This window comes from Variovorax sp. GW821-FHT10D07 (assembly GCF_059415325.1).
Window position 1 is genome coordinate 136,183 of the sequence record NZ_JBWKMZ010000014.1, and the last position, 23,757, is coordinate 159,939.

11 protein-coding genes are annotated in these 23,757 nt (G+C 69.0%); 7 read left to right on the forward strand and 4 right to left on the reverse strand.

Annotated features, from left to right (window positions below; genetic code table 11):
* Positions 1-7: 7 nt before the first annotated feature.
* Positions 8-9,565, forward strand: a complete 9,558-nt coding sequence (locus tag AC07PU_RS32625) for an amino acid adenylation domain-containing protein (RefSeq protein ID WP_495322435.1) — start codon at positions 8-10, stop codon at positions 9,563-9,565.
* Entirely contained in the window at positions 9,565-10,407 is an 843-nt protein-coding gene (locus AC07PU_RS32630) for an alpha/beta fold hydrolase (protein ID WP_495322436.1), read from the forward strand. Before AC07PU_RS32625 ends, AC07PU_RS32630 begins: the two co-directional genes overlap by 1 nt.
* Positions 10,408-10,511: 104 nt before the next feature.
* On the opposite strand, the gene AC07PU_RS32635 is transcribed toward AC07PU_RS32630, so the two are convergent.
* The 4 genes from AC07PU_RS32635 to fhuF all read right to left on the reverse strand — a co-directional run bounded on the left by AC07PU_RS32635 (position 10,512) and on the right by fhuF (position 15,596).
* Entirely contained in the window at positions 10,512-12,614 is a 2,103-nt protein-coding gene (locus AC07PU_RS32635; RefSeq protein WP_495322438.1) for a TonB-dependent siderophore receptor, read from the reverse strand.
* A 169-nt stretch (positions 12,615-12,783) separates the two neighbouring features.
* Positions 12,784-13,866 carry a GNAT family N-acetyltransferase gene (locus AC07PU_RS32640; protein ID WP_495322439.1) on the reverse strand — a complete coding sequence of 361 codons (1,083 nt, stop codon included), beginning with the start codon at positions 13,864-13,866 and terminating at the stop codon, positions 12,784-12,786.
* A gap of 32 nt (positions 13,867-13,898) precedes the next feature.
* Positions 13,899-14,726: a formyltransferase family protein gene (locus AC07PU_RS32645; protein ID WP_495322440.1), complete on the reverse strand. Its 828-nt coding sequence runs from the start codon at positions 14,724-14,726 to the stop codon at positions 13,899-13,901.
* Positions 14,727-14,798: 72 nt separating this feature from the next.
* Positions 14,799-15,596, reverse strand: a complete 798-nt coding sequence (fhuF, locus tag AC07PU_RS32650; protein ID WP_495322441.1) for a siderophore-iron reductase FhuF — start codon at positions 15,594-15,596, stop codon at positions 14,799-14,801.
* 206 nt (positions 15,597-15,802) lie between these two features.
* Here fhuF and AC07PU_RS32655 point away from each other — a divergent pair, with 206 nt between their 5' ends.
* The 5 genes from AC07PU_RS32655 to AC07PU_RS32675 all read left to right on the forward strand — a co-directional run bounded on the left by AC07PU_RS32655 (position 15,803) and on the right by AC07PU_RS32675 (position 23,725).
* The gene (locus AC07PU_RS32655) at positions 15,803-17,500 is read left to right on the forward strand and encodes a cyclic peptide export ABC transporter (RefSeq protein ID WP_495322442.1); all 1,698 of its coding nucleotides are present in this window, start codon (positions 15,803-15,805) and stop codon (positions 17,498-17,500) included.
* A gap of 72 nt (positions 17,501-17,572) precedes the next feature.
* Positions 17,573-18,889, forward strand: a complete 1,317-nt coding sequence (locus AC07PU_RS32660) for a lysine N(6)-hydroxylase/L-ornithine N(5)-oxygenase family protein (RefSeq protein WP_495322443.1) — start codon at positions 17,573-17,575, stop codon at positions 18,887-18,889.
* 169 nt (positions 18,890-19,058) lie between these two features.
* Positions 19,059-20,222 carry an efflux RND transporter periplasmic adaptor subunit gene (locus AC07PU_RS32665; protein ID WP_495322444.1) on the forward strand — a complete coding sequence of 388 codons (1,164 nt, stop codon included), beginning with the start codon at positions 19,059-19,061 and terminating at the stop codon, positions 20,220-20,222.
* Positions 20,219-22,252 carry a MacB family efflux pump subunit gene (locus AC07PU_RS32670; protein ID WP_495322445.1) on the forward strand — a complete coding sequence of 678 codons (2,034 nt, stop codon included), beginning with the start codon at positions 20,219-20,221 and terminating at the stop codon, positions 22,250-22,252. Before AC07PU_RS32665 ends, AC07PU_RS32670 begins: the two co-directional genes overlap by 4 nt.
* A gap of 42 nt (positions 22,253-22,294) precedes the next feature.
* A complete protein-coding gene (locus AC07PU_RS32675; protein WP_495322446.1) occupies positions 22,295-23,725 on the forward strand; it encodes an efflux transporter outer membrane subunit in 1,431 nt (476 codons plus the stop codon).
* Positions 23,726-23,757: the final 32 nt, after the last annotated feature.

Consider the following 23,757-nt stretch of genomic DNA (forward strand, 5'->3'; position numbering starts at 1 on the left):
ACGCTTGATGAACGAGACGACGAAGATGCCGAAGGACGCGAACCCCGAAGCCATTGCCGCATGCACGGCGCCCGGGGAGGCGGTGGCGATGTCCTTCGCGCAGCAGCAGCTCTGGTTCCTGCAGAGCCTGGACCCGCAGCTCACGGCCTACAACCTTCCGCGGGTATTCCGCATGAAGGGGGCGCTCGATGCCGATGCGCTGGAGCGTGCGTTCCAGGCCCTGGTCGAACGCCATGCGGTGCTGCGCACGCGCTTCTTCATCCGCGACGGTGCCGCGCTGCAGACGGTGCAGGCAGAAGCCACCTTCGGCATCGAGCGCATCGATCTGCGGGGCGAGGCGCCCGGGGCGCGCGAGGAAAAGCTCGACGACGTCGTGTGCCGCACCGTCTCCCACGTCTTCGACCTGGAAGCGGCGCCGGCGCTGGTGGCGCGGCTGGTTCGGCTGGCTGATGACGAGCATGTGCTTGCCATCTGCCTGCATCACATCGTCTCCGACGCATGGTCGAACCCGATCCTCGCCAAGGACCTGGCCGATGCCTACGCCGCCGCGCTGCGTGCACCCGGCGCAGTGCACCTGCCCGCGTTGCCGCTGCAGTATGTGGACTACGCGCGCTGGCAGCGCGAGCGCGCGGCCTCCGGCGCGATGCAGCGCGACCTGGATCACTGGAACGCGCACCTGGGCAGCGCGGTGCCCGCGCTGGAGTTGCCGACCGACCATGCCCGCCCCGAACAACTGGGCTTCGATGGCGCAGCCACGCAGTTCGCGCTCGAGGCACCGCTGTGCGAGGCGCTGCTGAAGTTCTGCCGCGCCGAGCGCAACACGCCTTTTGTGGTGATGTTTGCAGCGTGGCAGGTGGTGCTCGCGCGCTACAGCGGACAGTACGACTTCGCGGTGGGCGTGCCTTCGGCAGGGCGGCACCGCGAGGAGCTGCACGGGATGCTGGGTTTCTTCGTCACGACGCAGGTCTTCCGTGCGCGGCTCGCGCCGCAGATGTCGCTGCGCGAAGTCTGCCGGCGGGTGCGCGGCGACGTGCTGGCCGCGCTCGATCATGCGGACCTGCCTTTCGACGTGCTGCTCGCGAGCCGCACCGACCGGCGCGAGGCGGGGCGCACGCCGCTGTTCCAGGTGATGTTCGGCCTGCAGATGGAAGACGGCGCCCAGGGGCCCGTCCTGGAAGGCCTCGATGTCAGGCAGATGGAGCGGCCTCACCACAGCGCGAAGTTCGAACTCTCGCTCGATCTGACGATTTCCGGATCGCGCGTGACGGGCCAGCTCGAATACAACACGGCGCTGTACGACCGCATCACTGTGGATCGGATGACGAAAGCCTATCTGGAGGTGCTGAAGCAGCTCGCGTCCGATGCCGAATGCCGCGTCGGAAATTTCGATCTGCTCGACGCTCCGGATCGCCAGCAGCTGCAGGCGTGGGAGAACGGGGAAAAGGGCAGCCCGGATTTCGAGCCCGTGCATCGGTACTTTGAACGCCAGGCGTCCGTCCGACCGGATGCGACCGCTTTGGTCTTCGGCGATCAGGCGTTGAGCTACGCCGAACTGAACCGGCGGGCCAATCGCCTGGCTCACCATCTGGCGGGGCGCGGCGTCGGGCCGGAGAGCCTGGTCGGCGTGGCCGTGGAACGGTCGATCGAAATGGTCGTTGCGCTGTTCGCCATCCTGAAGGCCGGCGGCGCCTATGTGCCGTTCGACCCGGAGTATCCCGCGGACCGATTGGCCTACATGCTCGCCGACAGTGGCGTCGAACTGCTCCTCACGCAGAGTCACCTTGCCGAACAGATGTCGACACTGGGACGGGCGGGCATGTTGCTGCTGGATACGCTGGACACCAGTGCCGAGCTAGAGAGCGATCCGAAGATCGCGCTGCATGGCGACAGCCTTGCCTACGTCATCTATACCTCGGGCTCCACCGGCAAGCCGAAGGGCGCGGCCAACAGGCATCGCGCACTCTGCAGCCGTCTCGTCTGGATGCAGGAGGCATATCAATTGGGCGAAGGCGATGCGGTGCTGCAGAAGACGCCCTTCAGCTTCGACGTTTCGGTGTGGGAGTTCTTCTGGCCCCTGATGTATGGCGCGCGTCTTGTCGTGGCGAACCCGGGTGATCACCGCGAGCCGGAGCGGCTTGTGGCATTGATCAGGAAGCACGGTATCGACACCCTGCATTTCGTGCCCTCCATGTTGCAGGCGTTTCTGGCCTATGAAGATGTCGAGGCATGCACGAGCTTGCGGCGCATCGTTTGCAGTGGCGAAGCCCTGCCTGTCGAGACGCAGAACCGAGCTTTCATGCGGCTGCCGCAGGCCACGCTATACAACCTCTATGGGCCGACGGAAGCTGCAATCGACGTCACGCACTGGACCTGCCGCGACGACGGGCGAGGCCATGTACCGATCGGCCGGCCGATCCATTCAACGCAGGCCCGCGTGCTCGATGCGCAGCTGAACCAAGCACCCGTGGGCGTGGTGGGCGAGCTGTATCTGGGCGGCGTGAACCTTGCGCGGGGTTATTTGAATCGCGCGACCCTGACGTCGGAGCGATTCGTTGCCACGGACGGAGGGCAGCGGCTGTACCGGACGGGCGACCTTGCATGCTGGAACGCCGACGGGCAACTGGAATACCGGGGCCGTACCGATCACCAGGTGAAGGTGCGCGGGTTCCGCATCGAACTCGGGGAGATCGAAGCGCAGATGCTCGCGCAGGTCGGCGTGCGGGAGGCTGCCGTGGTGGTCAACGAAGGCCCGGCGGGTGGGCGTCTGGTGGGCTACCTGTCCATCCACGCAGCGCAGCAAGTCGATGTGGAACAGCTCAGGCTGAAGCTCGGCCAGGTGCTGCCCGACTACATGGTGCCGGGTGTGGTCGTGGTGCTGGAATCCCTGCCGCTGAATGCGAACGGCAAGGTCGACCGGAAGGCGCTGCCCGCACCAGAATTTGCCAACGAGCGCACCTACGAAGCGCCCGAGGGCGACGTGGAGGTCGGGCTCGCCGCCATCTGGGCCGAGGTACTGGGCGTTCCTCGCGTGGGGCGCAACGACAACTTCTTCGAGCTCGGCGGGCATTCGCTGCTTGCGCTGAGCCTGCTCGAGCGCATGCGCGCGCATGGATGGCGCGTGCAGGTGCGCACGTTGTTCCGCCAGTCTCGCTTCGCGGCCTTCGTGCAGGCATTGGCACAGGAGCAAGGGGGCACCGAGGTCGTGGTTCCGGAGAACCGCATTCCCATGGGATGCGAGGCGATCCGGCCGGAGATGTTGACCTTGATCGACCTCGACGACAGGCAGATCGAAAGCCTGCAAGCGTCGGTCCTCGGCGGTGCCGCGAACATCCAGGACATCTATCCTCTTGCGCCCCTGCAGCAAGGCATGCTGTTTCACCACATGCTGCAAACCGAAGGCGATGCCTACGTGACGCGGCATGTGCTGAGTTTCGACACGCGGGAGCGACTCGAACGATTCATCGAGAGCTTCAACACGATCATCGAACGCCATGACATCCTGCGTACCGCCGTGCTGTGGGAGGGCTTGAAGGAGCCGGTCCAGGTCGTTCAAAGAGAAGCGCGATTGCACCTGCAATGGGCGACGGAAGATCGCGACCTCGCGAGCGGCGCGGATACGGGGGAACGCCCTGCGGACCATCGTGTCGATGTGCGACGCGCACCCATGATTCATGCCACGGGTTCTTTTTCCGCGAACCGGCAGCGTTGGCAGTTGCAGCTCCTGACCCATCACCTGGTGCTGGATCACACCACGCTCGAGTTGCTCGTGGAAGAAATCGCGTTGGTGCAGCAGGGCCGCCACGCCGAGTTGCCCGAAACCGTGCCTTACAGGCGCTATGTCGCGCAAGCGCGCCTTGGCGTGAGCCAGGCCGAGCACGACGCCTTCTTCTCGGAAATGCTCGCGGATGTCCAGGAGCCCACGGCGCCCTTCAATCTGTTGAACGTGCAAGGCGACGGCACGGATGCGGAAGAAGCGCGCGAACCGCTGGATGCGGAATTGGCGCAACAGGTGCGGCGACAGGCGCAACGCCATGGCGTGAGCGCCGCGGCCTTGTTCCATCTCGCCCTGGCCGTGTTGCTGGGCAGGACGACAGGAAAGAACGATGTCGTGTTCGGCACGGTGCTGCTTGGCCGGATGCAGAGCGGAAAAGATGCGGGCCGTGCGCTGGGCATGTTCATCAACACGCTGCCGCTGCGAATCCGGCTCGATGCGCACAGCGCGGAGGAATGCCTGCGGCAGACGCACAAGGCACTCACGGGCCTCCTGCACCACGAGCACGCCAGCCTGTCGCGCGCACAGCGTTGCAGCGGATTGGTCGGCAGCACGCCGTTGTTCTCCGTGCTGTTCAACTATCGCTATACCGAAGCCCTCGAAGGCGAGGTGCCGGCGGCGTGGAAGGGCATGGAGGTGCTCGGCAGCCGGGAGCGCAGCAACTACCCGGTGGCGATCTCGGTGGACGACGAGGGCAAGGGCTTCAAGATCGGCGCGCAGGTCACTGCGTCGGTCGGCGCGCAACGCCTGTGCGGCCTGATGACCGAGGCCATCCGTGGCCTGGTGACGGCGCTGGCCCTGAGCCCCGCCACGCGCGTGGGCACGCTGCAGGTGGTGCCGGCCGACGAACTGGCGCTGCTCAAGCAGTGGGGCGAGAACCCACACGAGCAGGCCATCGCCCCCGTCGATGCGAATGGGGTGCGCGCCGTGCACCGGCACTTCGAGGCGCAGGCGCAGGCACAGCCCGATGCGGTGGCGGTGATCTTCGGCGACGAGGCACTGGCCTATGGCGCGCTCAACGCGCGCGCCAACCGCCTCGCGCATCGGTTGATCGCACGGGGCGTGAAACCCGAGACGCGCGTGGGCATCGCGCTCGAGCGCTCGTTCGAGATGGTGGTGAGCATCCTCGCGGTGCTGAAGGCCGGTGGCGCCTATGTGCCGATGGACCCGGAGTACCCGGTCGACCGGCTGGCCTACATGGTGCAGGACAGCGGCATCGGCCTGCTGCTCACCAGCGAAGCGCTGGCTGCACACATGCCGCGGCCCGAGGGTGAGCACCGTGTGCTCCTCGTCGACCGCGAAGACCTGTCGGGCGAGCGCAGCGACAACCCCGGCGTGCCGCTGCACGAGCACAGCCTGGCCTATGTGATCTACACCTCCGGTTCCACCGGCAGGCCCAAGGGCGTGAGCGTGATGCACGGGCCTTTCGACATGCATTGCCGCGACACGGCGGTGCTCTACGAAATGGGGCCACATTCGCGCGAGCTGCACTTCCTTTCGTTCGCCTTCGATGGCGCCCACGAGCGGCTGCACACGGCGCTGGGTTGCGGCGCCAGCCTGGTGGTGCGCGACGATTCGCTCTGGACGCCCGAGCAGACGCTGGCGGCAATGCAACGCCATGGCGTGACCAACGCCGGCTTCCCGCCGGTGTACCTGCGCGAGCTGGCCAAGGAGGCACGCGACAGCGGGCAGTGCCCGCCGATCCACCTGTATTCGTTCGGCGGCGAGGCGATGCCGCGCGACGGCTTCGAAGCGGTGTGTCGCTACCTCAAGCCGAAGATCCTGATCAACGGCTACGGTCCCACCGAAGCAGTGGTGACGCCGATGCTCTGGAAGGTGGGCGCGGACGAGCGCTGCGTGCCGGGCTATGCGCCCATCGGGCGGCCGGTCGGCGACCGCAGCGCACTTGTGCTGGATGCCGACATGAACCTCGTGCCGCGCGGCGTGCCCGGCGAGCTGTACCTGGGCGGCGCCGGTCTCGCGCGCGGCTACCTGCACCGCGCGGGCCTGACGGCCGAACGCTTCGTGGCCGATCCTTTCGGCGCGCCGGGTGGGCGTCTCTACCGCACGGGCGACCTCGTGCAGTGGAGCGAAGACGGCCAGCTCGAGTACCTGGGCCGCATCGATCACCAGGTGAAGGTGCGAGGCTTCCGCATCGAGCTCGGCGAGATCGAGGCGCAACTGCTGCAGCAGCCCGGCGTGCGCCAGGCGGTGGTGGTGGCCGCCGCAGGGCAGGGCGGTGCGCGGCTCGTGGGCTATGTGGGGGCGGACGAGGGGCTCGACGTGCCGCGCCTCAGGCAGGCAGTGGGTGAGGCGCTGCCTGACTACATGGTGCCCGGAACCATCGTCGTGCTGGACAAGCTGCCGCTCAACGCCAACGGCAAGATCGACCGCAAGGCGCTGCCCGCGCCCGAGGCGGCCGGAGCCGATGCGCCGTACGAGGCGCCGCAAGGCGAGGTCGAGGCTGCACTCGCACAGAGCTGGGTCGAGGTGCTGGGCGTGTCGCGCGTGGGTCGCCAGGACAACTTCTTCGAACTCGGCGGCGATTCGATCCTGAGCCTGCAGATCGTGGCGCGCATGCGCAAGGCGGGCTGGCGCATCACGCCGCGGCAACTCTTCGAGCGCCAGACGGTGGCGCTGCTGGCAACGGTAGCGCAGGCGGTGCAGGCCGGGGCCCAGCGCCCCGCGAGCCTGCGCGAGGGCCAGGTGCCGTTGCTGCCGATCCAGGCCGACTTTCTGGGGGCGAAGCTGCCGGTTCCGAGCCACTGGAACCAGTCGGTGCTGTTGCAGCCCCGCACGCCGGTGGCGCTGGCAACGCTTCGCAAGGCCCTGGAGGCGGTGATCGCGCACCACGACGCTTTCAGGCTGCGTTTCGGCCGCAACGCCGACGGCCGATGGACACAGCGCTACGGAACGAGCGCGCACCATCCGGCGCACGAGCTGCTCTGGGTGCGGCAGGCCCGCGACGCAGCGCAGATCGATGCGCTCTGCGACGAAGCCCAGCGCAGCCTGGACATCGCGCACGGCCCGCTGCTGCGCGCGCTGGCGATCGAGGTCGAGGACGGCAGCCAGCGGCTGCTGCTCGCGGTCCATCACCTCGCGGTGGACGGCGTCTCGTGGCGCATCCTGCTCGAGGACCTCGGCACGGCTTGCGCGCAGCTGCTGCGCGGCGAGGCCGTCGCGTTGCCGGAGAACACCAGCAGCTACAAGGACTGGTCGCAGGCGCTGCAGGCCCACGCCGAGCAACTGGCGCAGGACGAGCACGAACGCGCGCACTGGCAGGCGTTGGCCGAAGTGCCCGTGCAGCTGCCATGCGACCGCCCGCAAGGCGCCGCCACCACGGCCGAGCAGGCCAGCGTGGAACTGCGGCTGGACAAGGCCGCGACCGAGGCGCTGCTCAAGGACGCGCCCTCGGCCTACCGCACCCAGGTCAACGACATTCTGCTGACGGCGTTGGGCCGCGCACTGTGCGCGTGGAGCGGGCACGAGCGAATCCTGGTCGACCTCGAAGGGCATGGCCGCGAAGACCTGTTCGACGGCATCGACCTGACGCGCACCGTGGGCTGGTTCACCAGCGCGTTCCCGGTGGCTCTCGCGCCGATGGGCGAGCCGGGTGCGGCGCTCATGCGGGTGAAGGAGAGCCTGCGCGACATCCCGGGCAAGGGGCTGGGTTTCGGCCTGCTGCGCCAGCGCGAGGACGCGGGGGATGTGAGGGAGGTGGGCACTGCAGCGCGTGCGCAGGTGGTCTTCAACTACCTCGGCCAGTTCGATGGCGATTTCGACGCGGACGCGCTGTGGACCCTCGCGGCCGAGGGCATGGGTGTGGCCGTGAACGAAGGCGCGCCGATGGGCCATGAGTTCCAGGTCAGCGGCCAGGTGTATGCGGGCGAGCTCGCATTGCGCGTGATGTACAGCAGCGCGCGGCACGATGCTGCGAGCGTGCAGGGATGGGTCGACCGCTTCAGGCAGGAACTGCTCGCGCTGATTGCGCACTGCACGAGCGGCCTCGCGGATGCGCAGGGCGTGACGCCGAGCGACTTTCCGCTCGCGGCCCTGGAGGCCGGCGCACTCGATGCGCTGGTCGCGGGGTTGCCCGAGGCCGCGACGCAGATCGAGAACATCCATCCGCTCGCGCCGGGCCAGCAGGGCATGCTGTTCGAAAGCTCGATCGCACCGGGCACCGAGATCAACGTCGTGCAGACGCTGGTGCACATGGTGGACCTGGACCCGGACCGGCTGAAGTCGGCCTGGCAGTCCACGGTGGCGCGCCATGCCGCATTGCGCAGCGGCTTCCACTGGCTGCCGCAGGGAGATCCGATGCAGCTGGTGCTGCGGCAGCTCGAGGCGCCGGTGCAGCTGCTCGACTGGCGCGGCCGGTACCGCGACGAAGCAGCGCTGGAAGAAGCCTGGGATGCGCTGTGCGAGGAGGAGCGCCTGCGCGGCTTCGACATGGCGCGCCCGCCGCTCGCGCGCTGGGTGGCGGTGCGCGTGGGCGACAACGCCTGGCGGCTGGCCTGGACCTGGCACCACATCCTGTTCGACGGCTGGAGCGTGTCGCGCGTGATGGGCGAGCTGTTTGCGCTGTACGCCGGCCAGAAGGTGACCTCGCCGCTGCAGCCGTATGCCGATTTCGTTGCCGCCGTGCGCGACGGGCGCGATGCGAAGGACGAGGAGAAGACGTACTGGCAGGACTGCTACGCGGACATCGGCAGCAAGCCGACGCTGCTGTGCGGCGTGCCGCTCCAGCGCTGGGCGGCGGGCGGTTGCGACAGCCGCCGCGTGGTGCTCGACGCCTCCATCACGCGCGCGCTGCGTGCCATGGCGCAGGCCGAGCAAGTGACGCTCAACACGCTGGTGCAGGCCGCCTGGGCGCTGCTGCTGATGCAGCGCACCGGCCGCGCGGGCGTGTGCTTCGGCGTCACGATGTCGGGTCGCTCGTTCGAGATGCGCGGCATCGACGACGTGGTGGGCCTGTGCGTCAACAGCCTGCCGCTCATGCTGCGCCCCGATGGCGCGATGGGCGTGGGCGCATGGCTGCGGCAGATCGTCTCGGCCAACCTCGCACTGCGTCAGCGCGAACATGCGCCGCTGCCGCGCGTGCAGGGCTGGCTCGGCACGCCGGGGCAGCCGCTGTACGACACGCTGGTGATCTTCGAGAACTACCCGGTGGACGAGGCGATCTCGCGCGGCGCGGGGCCGAGCCTCGGCATCCAGGCCTCGTCGGGCCGCGGCACCTTGGGCGTGCCGCTGGTGCTGATCGTCGAGACCAAGGACGAGGAGATGTGGCTGAGCTTCGAGCATGCACGCGGGGTGTTCGAGCCCGCGGGCATCGCCGGGCTGGCCGCACAGATGGAAGGGCTGGTGAAAGCGCTGCTTCAGGGCGCGGGCCGCTCAGTGGCGTCGCTGCTGGAGTCGCGGGTGGCCGACGGGTCTGCGTTGACGCGTGCGCCGGTGCGCGATGCTGCCGCGAGCGCACCGCCCAGGGTCCTGCCGGCTGTCGCGTTCTCGACGCTGGCCGAGACATGGCGCGGCGTGCTTTCGACGCCTGCCACGCCGCCGCGCGCGCATTTTTTCGAGCTCGGCGGCGATTCGCTGCGGGCCGCGCGTCTGGTCGTGCAATGGAACGAGCGCGTCGACCGCGAAGGCTTGCCCGCTGCGCGGATGCAGCTGCGCGACGTGTTCGAACACCCCGTGCTCGATGACCTGGCCGCAGCCCTGTGCCTGCCGGCGGGCCGGGCCGATCTCGACGAGGGCCGCGGTGCACCCCTGGTCACCCTGGAGGAAAGTCTCTGATGACGCAGCAACCACACCCTGTCTTCGATGAAGCCGCGACCGCGGCATCCGCGCCCGTCGCGCTCTATGCCTTTCCCGCCCGCGCCTGGAAGCGCGACGAGTACGCGGCGCTGCAGGACGCGGTGCCCGCGCTCACCGTTGTCAGTGAACCCGGCAGCGAAGTGGCATGGGCCGGCGATTCTGTGGAGGCGATGGCCGACCGCTATGCGCGGGCCATCGCATCGCGCGAAGAAACGAAGGGGCGTCCCATCGCGCTGTTCGGATGGTCGGTGGGCGCGCTCGTGGCACTCGAAGTCGCGCGCCTGCTGCGCGGACGCTTCGGCATCGCGTGGGTGGGCGCCGTCGACATCGCGGCCTTTCCGCAGATGCGCGCTGCGCTCGCTGGCGCACCGGCGCTCGATGCCGCGGAGCGCGAGCCGCTGGACGCCTCGCTGCAGCAGTGGCTGGCACGTTCGGCCATGCGCGCTCTCTGGCAGCATACGCTGGGCCGCATGGCGCGCGCGCAGCGCGACATGTTCCTTCGCGAGGTGGTGCGTGCCTACGGCGCGGCACTGCCGGCCGACGGACCGGCCGCGGGTTCACAGGAGCACACGCTCTGGAGCCGCGTCAACTGCCTGCGACTGGGCATTGCGCATGTGGCTGCCGATGAAGCGCCCGCGCCGGTGCGCTGGTGGATGTCGCAGGAGATATCGGCGAGCCCCGGTGTGCGCACCGAGGGTGTCGAGGTGATCGCGGGCAGCGACCACGTGGGGGTGCTGGCCGATCGTGCGCTGCATGCGGCCGTGCTGCGCGAACTCGAAGCGGTGGAGACGGAAGAAAAGCAGGCAGGGGTTCGGATCTAGCCGGCCCGCAAGTCAAAAAAGAACAGGCCACGTGGCGCCCGATGGCGCCACGTGGCCTGCGTCGCTTCAGGACCGGATGCCGGCTCGCGCCGGCCTCTTCGATCTCAGAACTGGTACTTGGCGCTCGCGACCACTGCGCGGTCGTTCCCCGGGTAGTAGCCACCATAGGCACGCGATGCGGTGTACTTGCGGTTGGCCAGGTTGGTGGCGCTCAACGAGAAGCGCCACGGGCCCTGGCGGTAGTGCACGGTCGCGTCCAGCAGCGTGACACCGCCTTCGGCGTCGGTGTTGGTCACGTTGTTGTAGCGGCGGCCGATGTAGCGCAAGCCCCCACCCACGCCCCAGCCGTTGTCCAGCGTGTAGTCGAGCCACAGCGACGCGGTCTGCTTGGGCACCTGGATCGGCGTGTGGCCTAGCTCGGTGGTGTCCGCACTCTGGATCACCTTCATGTCGAGCCAGGTGTAGGAGGCCGTGAGGTTCAGGTTGCGCGCGATTTCGGACTTGCCTTCGAGCTCGATGCCGCGCGAACGGATGCGTCCGATCTGGCGGGCATCGCCGGTCTGCTGGTCGTAAGTGACCACGTTCGACTTGCGCAGGTCGAACACGGCGGCCGTGAACAGCGAGCGCGAGCCCTCAGGCTGGAACTTCACGCCGGCTTCCCACTGTTTGCCGCGGCTCGGGCGGAAAGGTTGGCTGTTGATGTCGACGCCGCTGGTCGGCAGGAACGATTCGCCATAGCTGACGTAGGGTGCCCAGCCATTGGGGAACAGGTAGGTCAGGCCCGCGCGGCCGCTGAACTTGTCGTCGGTCTGCGAGGTCGCTTCGCCGGCGATGCGATCGAAAGCGTTGGTCTTCACGTGGTCCTGGCGACCGCTGAGCGTGACGACCCAGCGGTCGGCGATCTTGATCTGGTCCTGCAGGTAGACACCGAGCTGTTCGGTCGTCTGCGAGGTGTTCAGGGTGAGACGCGTGGGCTCGGCGACGGGCAGACCGTACACCGGGAACAGCAGGTCGAGACTCGGCGCCGGGCCGGTGCGGGTGCTCGTCGAGTAGTTGATGCGGGTCCAGTCGACGCCGAACAGCAGCGTGTGCTCGACGATGCCGGTGCGAACGCGGCCTTGCACGTTGGTGTCGGCCGTCAATTGGTGGACGCGCTCGGGGTCGAAGCGCGCGGTGCGCGAGAGTGTGCGGCCGTCGGCCTGCAGCGCCGTGCGCATGTGGTGCTTGTCGGTGTCGAAGTCGTTGAAGCGTACGTTCTGGCGCACCGTCCAGTTGTCGTTGAAGTGGTGCTCGAACATATAGCCGAGTGCGTTCTGCTTCTGCTCGATCCAGCTGTAGCGCGGCTCGCCTTCTTTCACCCATGTGGGCACGCCCTTCGCGCCGACCACATAGCCGGTGTCGTCGCCGGCCTTGCTCCGCAGGAACTCTGCCAGCAAGGTGAAGGAGGTGGCGGCCGACGGCTGCCAGCGCAGCGAGGGCGCAAAGTAGTCGCGCTTGACCTTCACTGCTTCACCGTTCGGATAGATCTCCTGGGTGTCGCTGTCGTGCGCGACGCCGACGAGGCGGTAGGTCAGCGTGTCGTTGATCGCGCCGCCGAGGTCCACACCCAGTTGCTTGCGGCCGAAGCTGCCCAGTTGCACTTCGACTTCGCGCACGGCTGTGGCGCTTGGCATCTTGCTCACGCGGTTGATGACGCCGCCCGCATCGGACTGGCCGTAGGCCACCGAGGCCGGGCCGCGCAGCACTTCGACGCGCTCCACGCCGTAGGGCTCGGTGAGTGAATAGGCCGGCAGGCGCAGGCCGTCGCGATACATCGCATTGGTTGCGTCGAAGCCGCGCAGCAGCAGCCAGTCGATGCCGCGGGCGTCATAGCCCCAGTTTCCGACCGCCACGCCCGGCGTGTAGCGCACGGCTTCCATGATGTTCTGCACGCCGCGCGCATCGAGTTCCTCGCGGCCGATCACCGAAATGGACTGGGGCGTCTCGATCAGCGGCGTATCGGTCTTCGTGCCCGTCGCGCTGCGGCGCGCCACGTAGCCCTTCACCGGACCGTTCGCGGTTTCGGGCTCGTCGCGCACGATGACTGCCGGAAGCGCATTGCCCGTCGCACCGGGCACCGCGGTGGAAGTCGAAGGCTGGGTCGACTGCTGTCCCTGGGCCGAAGCGGCGAGGCTCCAGAACGCGGTGGTGGTTCCGAAAGCAGCCACAAGCGAAGCGTTCAGCAGGCGCTGCCGGGGCAGAGGAAGAGGGCGCATGTAAAGGACTTCCAAATAGTTAGGACGGCGGATTTTAATGAGAATGGTTCTTATTTTGATGCAGCTTTTTCAAAGCCAGTGGTATCTCGACAACAAAATCCACAGCCCTTTCAACTACAGGTCATGCCGCATGCGCTGGGGCTTCCTGTGTGCGCGGCAGCCACAACGCATCGCAGAAGTAGTGCTCTCGCAGCATCACCACCAGCTGCGCGCGCTTGTGCGGCAGATTGAATTCCTTGAGCTTCGCGTAGCCGGACTTGTCGAGGTTGCGGATCTGCTGCACGTGGTCGATGCGCGGCTCGCCGACGGCGCGCTGCGTGCGCGGATCGCACAGGAAGATGTAGTGCGAGATCGAGGTGAGCCACGCGGTCGCATAGGCCTTGCCGCGCACTGCGGGGTCGCCGACCAGCACATGCCATCCGCGGTCGTAGTCCTGCACGTCGTAGAAGGGGGCGATGCGGCTTTCCTTGGCCCAGTACATCTCGAAGTACGCGAAGGGTTCGCCGTCGAAGCTCGCGATCATCGAATACATGTGCGGGTCGCGGTCGATGGCCGTGAGGTAGGCGCGGTGCTTGTCCAGGTCGCCTTCTTCCTCCCAGATCTTCGCCACGTCGGGGTCGTTCATCCAGCGGTTGAACATCGGCAGGTCGCCCTCGAAGTCGATGCTGCGGAACGAGAAGGTCTTGCCGAGCCAGGGAATGAAGCGCTGGTAGAGCATGCCACGCGGCTTGGGAGGGCGGCGTGGGTGGTACTTGCCGTTGGTCAGCGCGAACTGCTGCGCCATCGGCGCATGCACGGTGGGCAGCCAGAGCCCCGGCTGCTGCCACAGCTGCTCGCTGAAGGCCTGCATCTGCCCGTCTTTCCCCGGCAGCAGCACGCCGGCGTGTGCGAGTTCGCCGAAGCGATCCGCGCCCGCGAGCGTGACGACCTTGTGCTCGGGATGGTGCGCAAAGAAGGCCTCGAGCACTGCAAGCACATGCGGCGTCGCATAGGCGGCGTCGCCTTCGATTTGCGCGAGCACCTTGTCCGCGCCGGCATCGTCGAGCTTCCATTGCGACAGCGAGCCGGTCGTCCGGTTGCGCACCATGAATGCGCGTCCGTCGAAGGCGACTTCGTGCGCCACGCCATCGGCGTAGGAGATCAGCGGTGCGCTCGCGCGCGGGTCGGCGGCGGCCGTGGGCCGGGTGGTGGTGGCAGTAGTCATGTGTCTCCTGGGGTGGACCGCGCCGGGCGGACTCAGAGGTGAGGGGCCAGCAGGGCCAGGCCCTGGTGAAGCGCCGGGAAAAGGCTGCGGTTGAAGTTGTTCCAGCGCAACTCGAGGATCGAGTCGTCCGTTGCGATGTCGGTGCCGAGCACGTCGTAGATGACCTCGCCCGAATCGATGCCGTTGTCCACGTAGTGCAGCGAGGCACCAGTCTTCAGGACCGGAGTCGTGGGCACCTTGGCCATGGTCTGCCAGTCCACCACCTTCTGGCCCTGCGCGCCGTGCAGCGCGTCGAGCGTGGCGTAGGCGCCGCGGCGCTGGAAGGGCGATTCGAGCCGCGTGATGCCGGGATGAATATTGACGATCCTGCGGTAGAAGCGGCTGTGGGGCCGCACCAGCTCATCCAGGATGACCAGCAGCCCATCGAGCACGACCACATCGGCGCGCAGCGTGAGCAGCTTGTCCAGCAGCGCGCGCTCGAAGGCGCTCTTGCCCGCGGCGCGCTCGGGGGCGTTCAGCGGCAGGCGGCGGTAGGCGGAGGGCACCGGATGCAGCATCTCCCGCAGCAGCCGGCCTTGGGCGCGCAGGTCCGGCGGAAAGATCCATTTCCTGTCGGCACTCCAGGCGAAGCCGTAGTCCGCGAGCGCCGCCTGGTCGCGCGGCGCTTGCGCGTCGTCGTCGAAGAGGATGCCCTCCAGCGAATAGGCATCGCCCAGCGGCGTGCCGTCGAGTGCCTCGGCGAGGTACTCGAGCGGGGACTTCATGTAACGGGTTTCGCCCTTGTAATCGATGAACTGGCCCGCCCTGTCGGCGGCGGCATTTCTCAGCGAGAGGATGTAGACGAGCTTTGCCTTGGGCATAGGTGTGGGATGAATGGTTTGAGATATCTCCTGGGAGGACGAAGTACCCGGCGATCTGTTCATCCGCGCGTCTCACCCGTCGCTTTCCTGCGCCTGCTGCACTTCTTCCTCGACCCCATCCCGGCGGTGCTGGGGCGCCAGGGGGCATGCGCCGCAGTAGCCCTCGCCGGGCAGCAGGTGATAGAGGCAACACTGCCGGTGCAGCCTCAGCGGAATGACGCGGCCCTCGTGCCGCCGCATCACCTCGCGCCGAGCACCGTGGAGCGGATTGACGCCGGTGCCCGCGCCCGGCCAGTCGGCCTCGTACAGCAGCCAGGCCCGGTCCTGCGTGATCCCGGCCGAGCCGCCGGTCAGCTGCAGGCCCTGGTCGAGGATCGGTTCGAGATGGCGTGACACGTTGCCCCAGAGGATCTTCGGTGCGATCCGCGTGAGCCCGGCGATCGCGCCGAAGAGCGGCGCAAGGTGCTGCCACAGCAGCGGCGCGTAGCGCTCGGCGGTCGGGGCGCCGCGCCGCGATTCGCCCAGTCCGATGATGTGGAAGTCGACCACGTCTGCGTTGCCGTCGAGCCGCACCCACGTCTGCTCCGCCGAGATCGGAAACACGTGGTGCAGCATGCTCGCCGCAGCCACGACCGGGGGCAGCAGCACCTCGGCGTATCGCAGGGTCCATGCGGAAGCCACCGCCCGCTGATCCGCAGCGGCGTGACGCCTGAAACGTGCGTGCGTGTGCAGCACCTCCGCGAGGCGCGAGCCGGGCCGCAACAGGTCGGCCACGCATACCGCGCCGGGTGGCGGCGTGCGTGCGCACTGGAGCCTTTCGCCGAGATGCGCGAACTCGCCCCGGAAGATCGGTGCCAGCAGCGGAATCATGGGCTGGTCCCGCGGAGGGCCGCGAAGCGTCGCTCGGGGTGCATTCCTTCCAGACGCGCGAGCGCCTCGCATGTTCACCGGCGCGGCACGAAAACGCCTCCCGCCCGGCGCCTCGCATGAACATCGGCCGCGCCCGCTCGTCTATGAAAAGGACGGCATCGCGCCGCATGAACGCAATCGCCCCGATGGGCGGAAAGATTCCTTGCATGACATCTCCCAGTGCTACTGGCGCCGGCAGCGGCAATCGCGCGGAGGTCGCGCGCCTGCTGAAGCCCTTTTATCCGTGGATCCTGCTGTCCATCGTCACGGGCGTCTTCGCGGGCGTGGCCACGGTCGCTCTGCTGCGCACCATCAACCAGGTGCTCAACCAGCAGGGCAGCATGGCCGGCGGGCTGCTGCTGACCTTCATCGGGCTTTGCCTGGTGGCGCTGTTCGGTCGCATGGCGTCGGACATCTCCACCAACTTCGTGGGTCAGAAGCTGGTGGCCCAGGTGCGCAAGAGCCTGGCGCAAAAGATCCTCTCGGCACCCATCGACGCGCTGGAGCGCTACCGCACCCACCGCCTCATGCCGGTGCTGTCGCAGGACGTGGACATGATCAGCGACGCCGCCTTCGTGCTGTCCACTGTGCTCATCGCGGTGGCGGTCGCTCTGGGCTGCCTGGTCTATCTGGCGTGGCTTTCGCTGCCGCTCTTCTGTCTGCTGTTCGTGGCGTTGGTGCTGGGCGCCACCTTCCAGACCGTGGCGCAGACCCGCGCCGAGGTCGGTTTCTGGAAGGCGCGCGAGCATGAGGATCAGTTGCACAAGGCCTACGAGGCGATCAGCGAGGGCGCCAAGGAACTGCGCATGCACCGCGATCGCCGCACGCGCATGTTCGGAGGCCAGATCGAGCGCATCGTCGACAGCATCCGCAGCGTCAACAGCCGCGCCATCAACGTCTTCGTGCTGGCCACTTCGTTCGGCTCGGCCATGTTCTTCCTGCTGATCGCGCTGATCCTGGGCTGGGCCGCGTTCCGCACCACCGAGCCCGTGGTGCTCAGTGGCTTCGTGCTGGTACTGCTGTTCCTGAAGGGGCCGATCGACCAGATCGCGCGCTCGCTGCCCAATGTGGGTCGCGCCAAGATCGCCTTCATGCGCATCGCCGACCTGTCGGCGCGCTTCGCAAGCCCGGAGCCGCATCTGCACCTGGAGCGCGCGGGCGGGGCGCAGAACCTGTCGGAGGGCATCGGCATGCGCGGCGTGCACTACGCCTTCGACGCACCGGACGGCGGTGCCCCCTTCGTGCTCGGACCGATCGACCTGCAGCTGCGCCGCGGCGAGATGGTGTTCGTGGTGGGCGACAACGGCTCGGGCAAGACCACGCTCATCAAGCTGCTGCTGGGCCTCTATGCGCCGCAGGAGGGCGAGGTGCTGCGCGACGGCGTGGCCGTGACGCCGGAAGCGCGCGACGACTACCGCCAGCTGTTCACCACCGTGTTCTCCGATTTCTACCTGTTCGAGGACCTGGTCGTCAACGAGCGCGGCGAGGCTGGCGCGCAGTCGCTGCCGCAGGCCGCGCTGCCCTACCTCCAGCGCCTGGAGATCGCTCACAAGGTCAGCGTGAAGGACGGCTCGTTCAGCACGGTCGACCTCTCGACCGGCCAGCGCAAGCGCCTGGCTCTCGTGCATGCCTACCTCGAGGGGCGCCCGGTGCTGGTGTTCGACGAATGGGCCGCGGACCAGGACCCGACCTTCCGCCACCTGTTCTACACCGAACTGTTGCCCGAGCTGCGCGCCAAGGGCCATCTGCTGGTGGTCATCTCGCACGACGACCGCTACTTCCACCTGGCCGACCGCGTGATCACGATGAAGGCCGGGCGGATCGCGGAAGACCGCGCACGCGCGCCGGAAAGCCTCGCGGCCTGAGCCCTTCGTTCACCGATCGCCTCCGGACACCGCTCGCAGGCGCCTGACCATTTCACAAGGAGTTGAATCCCCATGCAGCACATCCATGACCTGATCGGCGTCGGATTCGGACCGTCGAACATCGCGCTGGCCATCGCGCTCGAAGAGAAGCGTCATGGGACGAAGCCGCTGGACGCCCTGTTCATCGAGCGCCAGCCCAGCTTCGCCTGGCATCCGCACATGCTGCTGGACCAGGCCAACATGCAGATCTCGTTCCTCAAGGACCTGGCGACCTTGCGCAACCCGACCAGCCGCTTCACCTTCATCAACTATCTGCACGAGAGCGGACGCCTGCCGGAGTTCATCAACCTCAAGAGCTTCTTCCCGAGCCGGCACGAGTTCAACGACTACCTCGGCTGGGCCGCGCAGCAGTTCGACGACGCCTGTGCCTATGGCGAGGAGGTGTTCGAGGTGCTGCCCGAGACGCAGGACGGCGAGGTCTCGCTGCTGCGCGTGCGTTCGCGCAGCGTCGAGGGCGGCCGCGTGCAGGAACGGCTGGCGCGCAACCTCGTGGTCGGCATCGGCGGCGTGCCCAGCATTCCCGAGAGCTTCCGCGCGCTGCGCGGCGATGGCCGGGTGCTGCATTCGAGCAGCTACCTGCGCGACATCGCGCGCGTCCTGCGCGACGGCCAGCCGCAGCGCGTGGCCGTCATCGGGGCGGGGCAGAGCGCGGCCGAGATCTTCATGGACCTGCAGGGGCGGCCGAACGCGCCGCAGGTCGACTTCATCATGCGGGCCCGCACGATCCGTCCGTCCGACGACAGTCCGTTCGTCAACGAGGTCTTCAACGTCGACTTCACGGACTACGTCTACAGCCGGCCGAGCCACGAGCGCGCGGCGCTGCTCGAGGAGGTCGCGCCGACCAACTATGCGGTGGCCGACCTCGACCTGATCCAGCAGATCTACAAGGTGTTCTACGACCAGAAGGTGACGCGCGGCAACCGCCTGCGCATGCTGCGCCAGCACGAGGTGCGCTCGGTGCGTGCGGCGTCCGACGGCATCCACCTGCAGTTGCTCGACCAGGACGCGGGCCGCGAGATCGCGCAGTCCTACGATGCCGTGGTGCTCGCCACCGGCTACGCGCGCGACCAGCACCGCGACCTGCTGCAGCCGATCGCGCCCTACCTCGGCGACTTCTCGGTCGACCGCTATTACCGGCTGCAGGCCACGCCCGATTTCCACCCGGGCGTCTTCCTGCAGGGCGCCTGCGAGGACAGCCATGGCATCAGCGACACCCTGCTGTCCGTGACCTCGGTGCGCACCGGCGAGATCGGCAATGCGCTGCTGGCCGCGCTGCCGCGCATGCGCGGCAGCACCGTGCGCGGCGAATCGCAGGTCGCGCAGATCTAGGGCCGTCCGTTCGGAACCCGCGGCCGCGCGAGTCGCCGGCCCTGCAGCGCGTGGGCGATGCGCGGCGGCATGCGGCTCGCAGTGACCTCACGCGCGGCCATGTCATTTCCGGCTGCGCCGATACTCTTGCGCCTTCGAAAAACCGCCCGACTGTTCTTGCTTTCCTGACATGCGCCGAATCGTTCCCCTCCTGCTGCTCGCCCTGTTGTCGGTTTCCGTGGGGGCCGGGTATCTCTGGCATCGTCAGCCGGCGAGCGCCGTCGAATCGGTCGCGGTGGGCCGCACCCACATCGAATCCAGCGTCACGGCGCTCGGCACGCTGCAGCCGCGGCGCTATGTCGATGTCGGCGCCCAGGTGTCGGGACAGATCCTGCGGCTGCACGTGCAGCCGGGCGACGTGGTCGAGAAGGGCCGGCTGCTCGTCGAGATCGACCCCAGCGTGCAGCGCGCGACCGTCGACGCGGGCCGCGCCTCGCTGGCCGGGCTGCGCGCGCAACTCGCCGAGCAGCGCGCCAAGCACCGGCTGGCCGAACAGCAGCAGGCGCGCCAGCGACGCATGGCGGCCGACGGCGCCACGCGCGAGGAGGACGTGCAGGCCGCCGAGGCCGAGCTCGCTTCCGCCGCCGCGCGCATCGACAACCTGTCGGCGCAGATCGTCCAGACCCAGGCCACGCTGCAGGCCGACGAGGCGCGCCTGGGCTACACGCGCATCTTCGCGCCCATGGAGGGCACCGTGGTGTCGGTCGAGGCGCGCGAGGGCCAGACGCTCAATGCCACCTACCAGACGCCGAACGTGCTGCGCATCGCCGACCTGTCCTCGATGACCGTCTGGTCCGAGGTGTCGGAGGCCGACGTGCGGCGCGTGAAACCCGGCATGCCGGTCTACTTCACCACGCTGGGCGCCGACCAGCGCCGCTGGCAGGGCAAGGTGCGCCAGCTGCTGCCCGCGCCGCCGACGCCCGCGCCCAAGGCGGGCGGTTCCGAAAGCAGCAGCACGCCGCAGGCCGCGGCCAGCAAGGTGGTGGTCTACACCGCGCTGTTCGACGTCGACAACGCCGACGGCGAGCTGATGCCGCAGATGACGGCGCAGGTTGCCTTCGTCGAGGCCGCCGCGAAGGATGCGCTGTCGGTGCCCGTGTCGGCCCTGGTTCCGGCGCAGGGCGGCGGCGCCGACCGCTTCGCCGTGCGCGTGCTGCGGCCCGACGGCACGCTCGATGCCCGCGAGGTCCGCGTCGGCGTGCGCAACCGCGTGTCGGCCCAGGTGCTCGAAGGCCTCGAGGCCGGCGAGCGCATCGTCACCGGTCCGGCGCCGCGCAAGGCCGCGACGCCATGAGTGGCGAGGCACGGCCGCCGGCCGGCCCGGGCGAGGCGGCCGTGCCGCTGATCGAACTGCGGGACATCACCAAGTCCTACGGCCGCGCGGCCGCGGACGATGCCGAGGCGAACGACGACGCCGACGCGCAGGCCATGCCGCCTGCGCTGGTGCTGCGCGGCATCTCGCTGAAGCTGCACGCGGGCGAGTTCGTCGCCATCGTCGGCGCTTCTGGTTCGGGCAAGTCCACGCTGATGCACATCCTCGGATGCCTCGACCGGCCGAGCGGCGGACACTATCTGTTCGAAGGCCAGGACGTCGCGGACTTCGACGCCGACGCACTGGCCTGGCTGCGCCGCGAGGCCTTCGGCTTCGTGTTCCAGGGCTATCACCTGGTGCCGACCGAGTCGGCGCGCGAGAACGTCGAGATCCCCGCGCTCTATGCGGGCATGCCGGAGGCCGAGCGCCGCCTGCGCGCCGCCGCGCTGCTCGAGCGCCTGGGCATGGGCACGCGCCTCGACCATCGGCCGAACCAGCTCTCGGGGGGCCAGCAGCAGCGCGTGGCGATCGCGCGCGCGCTGATGAACGGCGGACGCATCATCCTGGCCGACGAGCCCACCGGCGCGCTCGACAGCCACAGCGGCGCCGAGGTCATGCGGCTGCTGAACGAACTCGCGGACGCGGGCCACACGGTGATCCTGATCACCCACGACCGCGGCGTGGCCGCGCAGGCACGCCGCGTGATCGAGATCAGCGACGGGCAGATCGTGGCGGACTCCGGCGTGCAGGCAACGCCACTGGCACAGAGCCTGCCGCGCCCCTCGCTGATCGCGACCCGGGGCAACGCGCGCTACGCCCAGGCATCGCTGGCGGCCGACCTGCAGGAGGCCGCCCGGGCCGCGTGGCGCGTGATGTGGAGCAACCGCTTCCGCACCGCGCTCACGCTGCTGGGCATCGTGATCGGCGTGGCCTCGGTGATCGCGATGCTCGCGGTCGGCGGCGGCTCGCATCGGCAGGTGATGGCGCAGTTCGAGACCTTCGGCGTGCGCACCATGTTCCTCTCCGCGCGCGAGGGCAGCGTGCGCTCGCCCGTGGCGCCGCTCGTGTTCGAGGATGCCGAGGCCGTGGCCGGCGTGCCCAACGTCGAGGCCGTCGCGCCCTACATCGAGGACCGCGTGGTGGTGCGCCGCGGCAATGTCGACCATGCCACCGAGGCCGGCGGCACCACGCCGGGCTTCGGGCGCGTGCTCGGCTGGAGCGCGAGCGAGGGCCAGATGTTCGACGCGCTCGACGAGCAGCGCGTGGCGAAGGTCGCGGTGATCGGCCAGACCGTGCGCCGCGCGCTGTTCGCCGACGGCAGCGATCCGATCGGGCAGGACATCCTGATCGACAAGGTGCCGTTCCAGGTCGTGGGCGTGCTCGCGGCCAAGGGCTCCACCGACGGCGAGGACCAGGACGACCGGGTCATCGTGCCTTTCTCCTCGGCCGCGGCGCGGCTGTTCGGGCATCGCCATCCGACCTGGATCGGCGTGCAGGTGCGCGACCTGGAGCAGGCCATGCAGACCGCGGAAGGGATCGAGACGGCGCTCGCCGAACGCCGCCGCGTGCGCGACGTGCGCGTGTGGAACCGGGTCGAGGCGATCCGCGTGCAGTCGGCGACGGCGCGCGCCATGACCGTGATGCTGGGCCTGATCGCCGCGATCTCGCTGGTGGTCGGCGGCATCGGCGTGATGAACGTGATGCTGATGACGGTGCGCGAGCGCACGCGCGAGGTCGGCATCCGCATGGCGACCGGCGCGCGCCAGACCGACATCCTGCGCCAGTTCATGACCGAGGCCGTGCTGGTCACCTCGGTGGGCGGAACGGTCGGCGTGGTGGTCGGGCTGCTGATCGTCGCGGGCCTGATGCTCGCCAGCGTGCCCGTGGTGTTCTCGCTCGTCGCCACCATCGGCGCCTTCGGCTGCGCCGTGCTGACCGGCCTGGTCTTCGGTTTCATGCCGGCACGCAACGCGGCCCGGCTCGACCCCGTCGTGGCCCTCGCATCCCAGTAGGCCACGACCGTGCGCCGTTCCTGTTTCATGTGGTCCAACGCCATGCCGCCGTTTTCTTCGCTTCCCCGTGCGCCGTGGCTCGCGCTCGTGCTCGGTGCCGGGTTGCTGGCCGGCTGCGCCGTGCCCTCGGCCGACGCCGACCGTGCCGTGACGGCACCCTCCGCCTGGCGCTCGGCGCCAATGCCGCCTGCCGCCGTGCAGGCCGGCCTGCCCGATGCGCAATGGTGGCGCGGCTTCGGCAGCGCCGAGCTCGACGCCATGATCGAGCGCGCGCAGGCCGGCAACCACGACCTCGCGATGTCGGCCGCGCGCGTGCAGGCGGCCCGCGCGCAGGCCTCGATCGCGGGCGCGGCGCGCCTGCCGGTGTTGAGCGGCGCCGTCGATGCCAGCCGCGATGCGCGCGTGGGCGGCCGCGGCGCGGCCGACGGCGACTCGCACTTCGTCGGCTTCGCGGCACGCTATGAACTCGACCTCTGGGGCCGGCTGGCGGCCTCGCAGCGCGAGGCGCTGCAGGGCGTGCGTGCCAGCGAATTCGACCGCGACGCCGCACGCCTCGGCCTCAATGCCCAGGTGGCTTCGGCCTGGCTGCAATGGACCGCGCTGCGCGAGCGCGAGGCCATCGCGCGCGACAACCTCGACAACGCCCGGCGCGTGCTGCGGCTCGTGGAATCGCGCCATCGCGCCGGCGCCGCGACCCCGCTCGAGCTCGCGCAACAGCGGGGCCTGGTGGCAGCGCGGCAGCGCGAACTCGCGGTATTGACGCAGCAGGCCGGCGATGCCGCCACCGCGCTCGCGCTGCTGTTCGGCCTGCCGTCATCGGCACAGGGCGGGCTGCTGGCGGGCGATGCGCGCCTGGAGGCCGTGCGCGTTCCCGCGGTCGATGCCGGCATGCCGTCCGAACTGCTGGTGCGCCGGCCCGACATCGCGCTCGCGGAGGCGCGGCTGGCGGCGGCGGATGCGAACGTGCAGGCCGCGCGTGCCGCGCTGCTGCCGAGCGTGTCGCTGAGCGCCACGCTCGGATGGCGCGGCGGCAGCGGTGCCGGAAACCTGTTCGACAACCCGGCCTATGGCCTCGTGGCGGGTCTCGCGGCACCGATCTTCGATGGCGGACGGCTGCGTGGCGAGCAGGCGCTGGCCGAGGCGCGCCGCGAAGAGCTGCTGCAGGCCTACCGCCGCAGCATCGCCGCCGCCTTCGCCGACACCGAGACCGCCCTCAACGGCCTCGCCGGTCTCGACGCCCAGGCCGACATCCAGGCCGAGGAACTGCTGCAGGCCCGCCGCGCCGCCGAGCTGTCGGAGTCGCGCTACCGGGCCGGCGCCGAGACGTTGCTGTCGCTGCTCGATGCGCAACGCACGCTCTACGGCGCGCGCGACCAGCAGGTGCAGTTGCTGCAGTCGCGGCTGCAGGCGCGGGTCGCGCTCTATCGCGCGCTGGGTGGCGGATGGCGCGAAGCGGCCGCGGGCGGCGGGTAGGCACGGCGTCGCGCGCGCCTGGCCGATGCCCT